The 8,396-nt window shown below is 73.0% G+C and carries 6 protein-coding genes; 3 read left to right on the forward strand and 3 right to left on the reverse strand.

Features of this window, described 5'->3' with window-relative positions:
• The first annotated feature begins 127 nt into the window (after positions 1-127).
• Positions 128-916: a calcium-binding protein gene (locus ACZ5GT_RS05680; RefSeq protein WP_469014741.1), complete on the forward strand. Its 789-nt coding sequence runs from the start codon at positions 128-130 to the stop codon at positions 914-916.
• Here ACZ5GT_RS05680 and ACZ5GT_RS05685 read toward each other — a convergent pair.
• Together ACZ5GT_RS05685 and ACZ5GT_RS05690 are read right to left on the reverse strand one after the other, a co-directional pair.
• Positions 913-2,553, reverse strand: a complete 1,641-nt coding sequence (locus ACZ5GT_RS05685) for an ABC-F family ATP-binding cassette domain-containing protein (protein ID WP_469014745.1) — start codon at positions 2,551-2,553, stop codon at positions 913-915. The genes ACZ5GT_RS05680 and ACZ5GT_RS05685 overlap by 4 nt on opposite strands.
• Before the next feature lie 61 nt (positions 2,554-2,614).
• Positions 2,615-3,637, reverse strand: coding sequence for an oxidoreductase (locus ACZ5GT_RS05690; protein ID WP_469014747.1), 1,023 nt, complete (start codon positions 3,635-3,637; stop codon positions 2,615-2,617).
• 66 nt (positions 3,638-3,703) lie between these two features.
• On the opposite strand from ACZ5GT_RS05690, the gene ACZ5GT_RS05695 reads away from it, so the two are divergent.
• Positions 3,704-4,660, forward strand: a complete 957-nt coding sequence (locus ACZ5GT_RS05695; protein WP_469014749.1) for an FAD-dependent oxidoreductase — start codon at positions 3,704-3,706, stop codon at positions 4,658-4,660.
• A gap of 10 nt (positions 4,661-4,670) precedes the next feature.
• Here ACZ5GT_RS05695 and ACZ5GT_RS05700 read toward each other — a convergent pair whose 3' ends face one another.
• Complete coding sequence (locus ACZ5GT_RS05700) at positions 4,671-6,596, reverse strand: Xaa-Pro dipeptidyl-peptidase (RefSeq protein ID WP_469014752.1); 1,926 nt, start codon at positions 6,594-6,596, stop codon at positions 4,671-4,673.
• 198 nt (positions 6,597-6,794) lie between these two features.
• On the opposite strand from ACZ5GT_RS05700, the gene ACZ5GT_RS05705 reads away from it, so the two are divergent.
• On the forward strand, positions 6,795-8,282 hold the full coding sequence (locus ACZ5GT_RS05705) for a M1 family metallopeptidase (protein ID WP_469014756.1): 1,488 nt from the start codon (positions 6,795-6,797) through the stop codon (positions 8,280-8,282).
• The last annotated feature ends 114 nt before the right edge of the window (positions 8,283-8,396 follow it).

The raw sequence follows: 8,396 nt of genomic DNA on the forward strand, positions 1-8,396 counted from the left end.
CGTGACCTTCTGTCCCGCCCCAAGGCCATCGGGCGAAAGACGGGCCGGGAGAAAGGCCGGATCACTATGATTCGGCCATCTTCGCACTGCCTGTCTCCAGGCGGAACAACTCATCCTTGGGGGACACATGTTCAGACGTTCCGCCGTCGCGGCCCTGTCGGGCGCGATGGTTCTGTCCGCCCTCGCCACGACGGCCGCCCGGGCCGATTCCGGCGCTGGAGACACCCAGGTCCTGCTGGCCGTCGTCAACGGCGGCCAGCCGGTCGTGCTGGGCGCGATGACCAAGAAGACGGTCACCCTCAGCATCAGCGCGACCGACGACTCGGGCATCAAGGATGCCTACGGCTGGCTCTACCACGGCTCCTTCGACAACCCCGACGGCTTCGCCGGCCCCGGTTCCGACACTCCGCTGACCTGCGCCCCGGTCTCCGACATCAGCACCACCTCCACCTGCACCGCCGACATCACGATCGACCCGAACGCGATGCTGATCAACGCGAACGCGGGTACCTGGCACATCTGGACGTCCGTGGACGCCAACGACTTCGACTACGTCGAAAAGGACAGCGCGGGCACCTTCGTGATGAAGCGCGCCGGCAGGCTGACCGCCGACGCCGCTCCCGAGCCGGTGGCCAAGGGCGGCGTCCTCACCGTCAAGGGCACGCTGACCCGCGCCAACTGGGGCTCGGGCGGCACCTACAGCGGGTACGCGGGCCAGTCGGTGAAACTCCAGTTCCGCAAGGCCGGTACCACGACGTACAGCACCGTGAAGACGGTGACCAGCGGCACCGGCGGCGCCCTGAAGACCACGGTGACGGCCACCGCCGACGGCTACTGGCGCTGGAGCTTCGCCGGCACCGGCACCACCGGACCGGCCAAGGCCTCCGGTGACTACGTCGACGTGACGGGCGTCTAGCGCTCGGTGACCTTGCCGTCGGCCACCTCCAGGCGGCGGGTCACGTGGACCGCGTCCAGCATGCGCCGGTCGTGGGTGACCAGGAGGAGGGTGCCCTGGTAGGCGTCGAGGGCGGACTCCAGCTGTTCGATGGCCGGCAGGTCGAGGTGGTTGGTCGGCTCGTCGAGGACCAGCAGGTTGACGCCCCGGCCCTGGAGCAGGGCGAGCGCGGCCCGGGTGCGTTCGCCCGGGGAGAGTTCCGCCGCGGGGCGCAGCACGTGGTCCGCCTTGAGGCCGAACTTGGCCAGCAGGGTGCGGACCTCCACCGGCTCGGTGTCGGGGACGGCCGCGCAGAACGCGTCGAGCAGGGCCTGCGGGCCGTGGAACAGCCTGCGGGCCTGGTCGACCTCGCCGACCAGGACGCCCGAGCCCAGTGCGGCGTGCCCGGCGTCCAGCGGCACCCGGCCCAGCAGAGCGCCGAGCAGCGTCGACTTGCCGGCGCCGTTCGCCCCGGTCACCGCCACCCGGTCCGCCCAGTCGATCTGCAGGGACACCGGGCCGAAGGTGAAGCCGCCGCGCCGCACCTCGGCGTCCCGCAGGGTGGCGACCACGGCGCCGGAGCGCGGCGCCGACGCGATCTCCATCCGCAGTTCCCACTCCTTGCGCGGCTCCTCGACGGTCTCCAGCCGTTCGATCATGCGCTGGGTCTGCCGGGCCTTCGCGGCCTGCTTCTCGCTGGCCTCGCTGCGGAACTTGCGGCCGATCTTGTCGTTGTCGTTGCCCGCCTTGCGGCGCGCGTTCTTCACGCCCTTGTCCATCCAGGCGCGCTGCGTCTGCGCCCGGTCCTGCAGCGCGGCCCGCTTGTCGGCGTACTCCTCGTAGTCCTCGCGGGCGTGCCGGCGGGAGGTCTCCCGCTCCTCCAGGTAGGCCTCGTAGCCGCCGCCGCAAAGGGTGATCTGCCCCTGCGCCAGGTCGAGTTCGAGGACCTTGGTGACCGTGCGGGCGAGGAACTCGCGGTCGTGGCTGACCACCACCGTGCCGGCGCGCAGGCCGGTCACGAAGCGTTCGAGGCGCTCCAGACCGTCCAGGTCGAGGTCGTTGGTGGGCTCGTCGAGCAGGAAGACGTCGTAGCGGGACAGCAGCAGGGAGGCGAGTGAGGCGCGGGCCGCCTGACCGCCGGACAGCGACGTCATCGGCTGGTCCAGGTCCACGGTCAGGCCGAGGGACGCGGCGACCTCCTCGGCGCGCTCGTCCAGGTCGGCGCCGCCGAGGCCGAGCCAGTGCTCCAGGCTGGTGGCGTAGGCGTCGTCGGCGCCGGGCGCGCCGTCGACGAGGGCCTGCGTGGCCTCGTCCATCGCCCGCTGCGCCTCGGCGACGCCGGTGCGGCGGCCGAGGAACTCCCGGACCGTCTCGCCGGGCCGCCGCTCCGGCTCCTGCGGCAGGTGGCCGACGGTGGCCGACGGCGGGGACAGCCGCAGTTCGCCCTGTTCGGGCGTGAGCAGCCCGGCGAGCATCCTGAGCAGCGTGGACTTGCCCGCGCCGTTGGCTCCGACCAGCCCGATCACGTCCCCGGGCGCGACGACGAGGTCGAGCCCGGCGAACAGGGAGCGGTCGCCGTGCCCGGCGGCGAGGTTCTTGGCGACGAGGGTGGCAGTCATCAGGCCCTCGATCTTAATGTCTCGCCTCGTCCCCCCCCTCTCGGCGCCGTCGCGCCCCGCCTCAGCGGGCCACCGGCGCCACCAGCACGTTCCCCGCCGTCCGCGCCACCAGGAAGGCCTCCCCCTTCACCGCCGCGGCGTCCAGGGGGATGCGGTGGCCGCCGGTGTCGAGGACGCCGTCGAAGACGTCGCGGGTGCGGGTGCGGTAGAGGCGGTCCAGGCGGTACGCGGTCAGGCGCACCCGGCACGGCGAGGTGACCTCGACCCGCGCCTCGCCGCCGGAGGCCGCCAGGCCGGTCAGCCGGCGCCGCTCCACTGGGCCGCGGTCCAGGGCGTGTTCGATCTGGGCGACGAGGACCGGGACGACCGGCGCGAGACCGTCGACGCAGGCCACGTCGACGCCGGCCCGCTCGAAGCAGCGGCGTACGGCGGCGCGCCGCTCCTCGGTGACCGCACGGCCGAAGGCGACGGCGCCGTAGCCGCGGAGTTCCTCGGCGGGCACCCCGTCGGCGTCGTGGGCGATGTCGGCGCCGATGCCGATGGTGCGCAGCGCGGCGGCGAGCCTGGCCAGGACGGCGACGCGGGCGCCGATCAGCAGGACACGGCGGCGCGTGCCGGGGGCGTCGCCGTCCAGGAGGGCGCCGAGCGCCTGCCGGTAGTCGGCGCCGCGGAACCGGAAGGGCCCTATGCCGTGGTAGCCGTTGAGCGCCAGGTCGGCGTGCGGGCCGGTCTGCCAGGCGAAGTCCCGCCAGATGTAGTCGTCCCCGTCCCGGTCGATCAGGGCGGTGACGGCGCCGCACGCGAGGTCCGCGCACTCGGGGCAGCCGTAGATGATGTGGCGGCCGCCGGGCAGCGGCGCCGCGGCCTCCAGCAGCAGGCCGCGGACCTGTTCGGTGAAGATGGCGGGCGGGACGTCGGAGGCGAGCGGGGAGACGGCGTCGAGGTCGGAGAGCCGGAAGAGCAGGGGGCGGCCGTCGACGACGAAATCCACGAAGTCCCGGTGGATCTGGTAGGCGCCGTCGGCGAGGACCCCACCGGCACGCATCGCCGGTGCCAGGCCGAAGGTCGCGTACTCGGCAGACATGTTGTGAGTATTCCCGCCGCGGATCCACTCCGAGCACGGCACGACACATTCCGTTACGGTCCCCGCATGGAGAGTGGATCGAACAGCGATGTCGTGGTGGTCGGCGCCGGGATCATCGGGCTGACGACGGCCGTGGTCCTCGCCGAGCGGGGTGTGCGGGTGCGGGTGTGGACGCGGGATCCGGCCGGGCGGACCACCTCGGCGGTCGCCGGCGCCCTGTGGTGGCCGTACCGGATCGAGCCGGTGGCGCGGGCCCGCGCGTGGGCCCTGCGGTCCCTTGATGTGTACGAGGAGTCCGCGGCCCGGCCGGAGACGACCGGCGTACGCATGGTCGAAGGGGTGCTGGGCGAGACGGACCTGGACTCCACCGCGGCGTGGGCGGCCGCGCGGCTGCCGGGGCTGCGCGCGGCGACGGCCGCGGAGTACGCCGGCTCCGGGCTGTGGGCGCGGCTGCCGCTGATCGACATGGCGGCCCAACTGTCCTGGCTGCGGGAGCGGTTGGAGCGGGCGGGCGGGACGGTCGAGGAGCGTACGGTGTCCGCTCTCGCGGAGGCCGACGCCGCGGTGGTGGTCAACTGCACCGGTCTGGGCGCCCGCGACCTGGTGCCGGATCCGTCGGTGCGGCCGGTGCGCGGGCAGTTGGTCGTCGTGGAGAACCCCGGGATCCGCACCTGGACGGTGTCGACCGGCGCCGGCGGGGAGATGGCGTACGTCTTCCCGCAGCCCGGCCGGCTGCTGCTGGGCGGCACGGCCGAGGAGGACGTGTGGTCGACCGAGCCGGATCCGGCGACCGCCGAGGCGATCGTGCGCCGGTGCGCGGCGCTGCGGCCGGAGATCGCCGGGGCGCGGGTGCTGGGGCACCGGGTGGGGCTCAGGCCCGCGCGGGACGCGGTCCGGCTGGAGCGCGGGCAACTGCCGGACGGGCGGGTGCTGGTGCACAACTACGGGCACGGCGGGGCGGGCGTCACGGTGGCCTGGGGCTGCGCCGAGGAGGCGGCCGGGCTGGCGTGCCCGGCCGCCTGAGCGGCGGGCGCTACGGGATCCGCTGCGGGGTGTGCTGCGCCCTCGGTCCGTGGTTCGCCGTGGGCGTGTGCGGTGCGGTGCCGGCGGTGGCGCGGGCGAACGCCGCCGCGCCGCCGACCAGGGGAACGCGGGCGGAGGTGCCGGAGAGGGCGAGGGTGAGGGCCGGGGTGTCGGCGGGCGGGTCGATGAGGTCCTTGTCGGTGCCCGCGACGATCAGGGCGAGGCGGTGGCCGGCCGGGACGACGTGGTCGGTGGCCGCTAGGTCGACGGTGATGGTGTAAGCCCTGCCCGGCGTGAGCGGGACGCCCTCGCGGCCGGAGGCGTAGGTGCCGAGGTCGGCCCAGCCGCGGCTGAACACCGTGTACCCGACGTCGGCCGTCTTCGCCCGCGTCTCCTTGTAGCAGGCGCTGTCGGCCGCGGTGCTCGCGCCCCAGCAGGTGCGGTCGGTGAGGGTGGTGATGCCCTCGCCGGCGTCGGCGTAGTCGCGGACGGTGTCCGGACCGAGGTCGACCAGGACGGCGGAGAGGTGGGCCGTCGGGGTGGTCGGGGTCGCGGTGACGGTGACGCGGGAGGAGCCGGACAGGCGCAGGTCGCGGCTGAGCGGCCGGGTGACGAAGCCCGCCTTGTCAGGGGTGGTCCGGTCGATGTCGGCGGCCCAGTCGGTCTCGCCGCGCGCCGGGTCGTCGGTGAACGTCTCGGTGCCGGACGCGGTGGCCGGGCCGAGGGTGCCGACGCCGGGCTCGCTGCCGCGGGCCGGGTGCAGGGTCGTGGCGGCCGTGCCGCGCGGCGGCCAGGTCTTCGAGGTGACCCACTGGTCGGGGTGGCGTTCCACGTCGGCCATCGGCTCGCGGTCGATGCCGTTGTCGTAGCCGAGCAGTTCGTGGTCGAACCAGCGGTGCAGGGTGTCGACCCAGGCGGCGCGGCGGAAGTCGAACGGGTCGACGTGGCCGGTCTGGGAGAGCCAGATCTTGCGCTGGACGCCGTGCCGGGCGAGGGCGTCCCACCACTGGCCGAGGTGCTTGGTGCGGACGTTGAGGTCCTGCATGCCGTGGACCAGGAAGACGCTGGCCCTGACCTTCGAGGTGTCCTTGACGTAGTCGCGCTCGGTCCACAGGGGCGTCCAGTCGCCGGTGCGCGGGGCGCCGTCGACGAGTTTCCGCTGGACGGCGGCGCACCGGGCGCGGGCGTCGGGGCTGTCGACGTAGTCGGACAGCCAGTCGGGGCCGGAGTCGTACAGCGGGGCGCCCTGCTGGAAGTAGTAGTCGTACCAGGAGGAGATGGCGCTGATCGGGACGATCGTCTTCAGGCCCTCGACGCCGGTCGCGGCGACGCCGTTGGCGATGGTGCCATCCCAGCTCTTGCCGATCATGCCGGTTCTGCCGTTGCTCCAGTCGGCGCGGGCCGGGGTGGTGCCGGTGCGGGTGGTGTAGGCCTTGGCGCGGCCGTTGAGCCAGTCGACGACGGCCTTCGCGGAGCGGACGTCGGAGCGGCCGCCGACGTCCACGCAGCCGTCGGAGCGGTTGGTGCCGGCGAGGTCGACGCCGACGAAGGCGTAGCCGCGCGGGACGAAGTAGTTGTCGTAGAACAGCGGCATCCGCAGGATGTCGCCGTCGGCGTCGTACGTCTTCCGCTGGCTCTCGTTGCCGCGTCCGCAGCAGGAGTAGTAGGGGCTGGCGTCCATGATGACGGGCACCTTGCGGCCCTGCCGGGCGGGTTCGCGGGGCCGGACGATGTCGGCGGCGACGCGGTCGTTCCTGCCGTCGCCGTCGCCGTCGAGCCCGGTGTCCACCCAGACGGCCTCGCGGACGGCGTCCTCGTAGGAGTAGACGGGGCGGCTCTCCCGAGGGGTGGCGTGGGCCGCGGCCGGGGTGAGGAAGGCGGCCATGAGGGCGGCGACGGCCGCCGCCGCGAGCGGTCTCCAGGTCGTGAAGCGCATGCGCGGACGCTACATCGGTCAACTCCAGCGAAAAAGACGGCAATCGGACGAACGAAGGGGCAGGTGACGCCGGTGGGCCGGTCGGTTCGTGACGGCCGGATGGCGATCGTGTGGCGGAGGGTGCCGTGGACAGGCCCGTGTCCGACGGGACTCAATAGGCTCGAACAGACCTCGTGTTCCTACGACTTGGAGCCTTCCGTGCACCGCAGAATCATCGCGCCGGGCGCACTCGCTGCGGCCTCCCTGTTGCTGGCGATCCCGGCATCGGCCGCGAGCTTCTCCCCCGGCGCTCCGGGCATCGGCGACCCCTACTACCCGGCCTACGGCAACGGCGGATACGACGTCTCCCACTACGACCTGAGGCTGCGGTACCAGCCCGCGACCGACGAGCTGGAGGGTACGGCGACGATCCTGGCGCGCACCACCCAGGACCTGTCCCGGTTCGACCTGGACTTCCTGCTCGACGTGAGCGAGGTGCGGGTCAACGGCGCCAAGGCCGCCTTCGCCACCTCCGGCGAGCACGAGCTGGAGATCACCCCGAAGACGCCGCTGCCCAAGGGCACCCCGGTCACCGTGGTCGTCCGCTACAGCGGAGTGCCGTCCTCCAAGAGCGCGTACGGCTTCTCCACCTGGCACCGCACCCCGGACGGAGCCGTGGCGGCGGACGAGCCGGAGGCGGCCTGGTGGTGGTTCCCCAGCAACGACCACCCGCTCGACAAGGCGACCTACGACGTGTCGGTGGCCGTGCCGGACGGCACCCAGGTCATCTCCAACGGCACCCTGCAGTCGACGAGTTCACGTCTGGGCTGGACCCGCTGGAACTGGCGTGAGAACAAGCCGCAGGCGACCTACCTCGCCACGCTGGCGGTGGGCGGGTTCGACATCACGACCAGCACCTCCGACGGCGGGGTGCCCGTCGTCAACGCCTACAGCAAGGACCTCGGCGACAACGACGGCGCCGCGCGGGCGAGCGTGGAGCGCACCGGGGAGCTGGTGGACTGGCTCAGCGGCTATTTCGGGCCATATCCGTTCGCCTCGGCCGGCGGGTACGTGCCCAACACCACCACCGGGTTCGCGCTGGAGACGCAGACCCGCGTCTACTACAGCCCGCGGCAGTTCGCGAACGGCTCGAACACCTCCGTGGTCGTGCACGAGCTGGCGCACCAGTGGTACGGCGACTCGGTGTCCCTCAAGGGCTGGAAGGACATCTGGCTCAACGAGGGCTTCGCGCGGTACGCGCAGTGGCTGTGGTCCGAGCACGAGGGCGAGGGCACCACGCGGGAGCTCGCCGACTACGTGTACGCCTCGCACCCGGCCGACGACCCGTTCTGGACGGTCGCGCCCGGCGACCCCGGCCCCGACAACCAGTTCTCCGCCGCCGTCTACGACCGGGGCGCGCTGGCCGTGCAGGCGCTGCGCGAGGAGGTCGGCGACGACGCGTTCTTCGCGATCCTCAAGGGCTGGCCGCAGGAGCACGCCTACGGCAACGCCTCGGTCGCCGACTTCCGGGCCTACGCCGAGCAGGTCTCCGGCAAGTCGCTGTCCGCGCTCTTCGACACCTGGCTGTTCGAGCCGTCGAAGCCGGCGGCGCCCGCGGCGCGGGACGCGTCCCTCGCCCGGCCGTCGGCGGCCGTGCCGCAGCCGAAGTCGTGGAAGAAGATCGCGGCCACGAACGACGTGCACTGAGCCGCGGGTTTCCCCCCCGGGCCGGTGGGGCACTGGGGGGGCCACACAAAGCTGGGGCGGGGGTTGGAAGGAGACGAGGGGTGGGGGGTTTCCAGGTGGCTCAGTCTCTCTGAG

This window comes from Streptomyces sp. NPDC031340, from assembly GCF_055569945.1.